Genomic DNA, 273 nt, shown 5'->3' on the forward strand with positions numbered 1-273 from the left:
CAGCGCCAGGATATCGACCACTTTCTTGTTCAAGCCTTGCGGCGTAATTCCGTGTTCCTCGTTGTACTTCTGCTGTTTCTCACGGCGACGTTCGGTTTCGCCAATCGCTTTCGCCATTGATGGGGTGATCTTATCGCCGTAGAGAATCGCTTTAGCGTTAACGTTACGTGCCGCACGACCAATGGTCTGGATCAACGAACGTTCGGAACGCAGGAAGCCTTCTTTGTCAGCGTCGAGGATCGCCACCAGCGACACTTCCGGCATATCCAGACC

1 pseudogene is annotated in these 273 nt (G+C 53.8%); it reads right to left on the reverse strand.

The window, feature by feature from the left end:
* Positions 1-273: pseudogene (locus SB753_RS37210) on the reverse strand (excinuclease ABC subunit B); the annotation flags it as partial.

This window comes from Paraburkholderia sp. SIMBA_053 (genome assembly GCF_046534895.1).
In the GTDB taxonomy this organism is placed as follows: Bacteria; Pseudomonadota; Gammaproteobacteria; order Burkholderiales; family Burkholderiaceae; genus Paraburkholderia; species Paraburkholderia caledonica.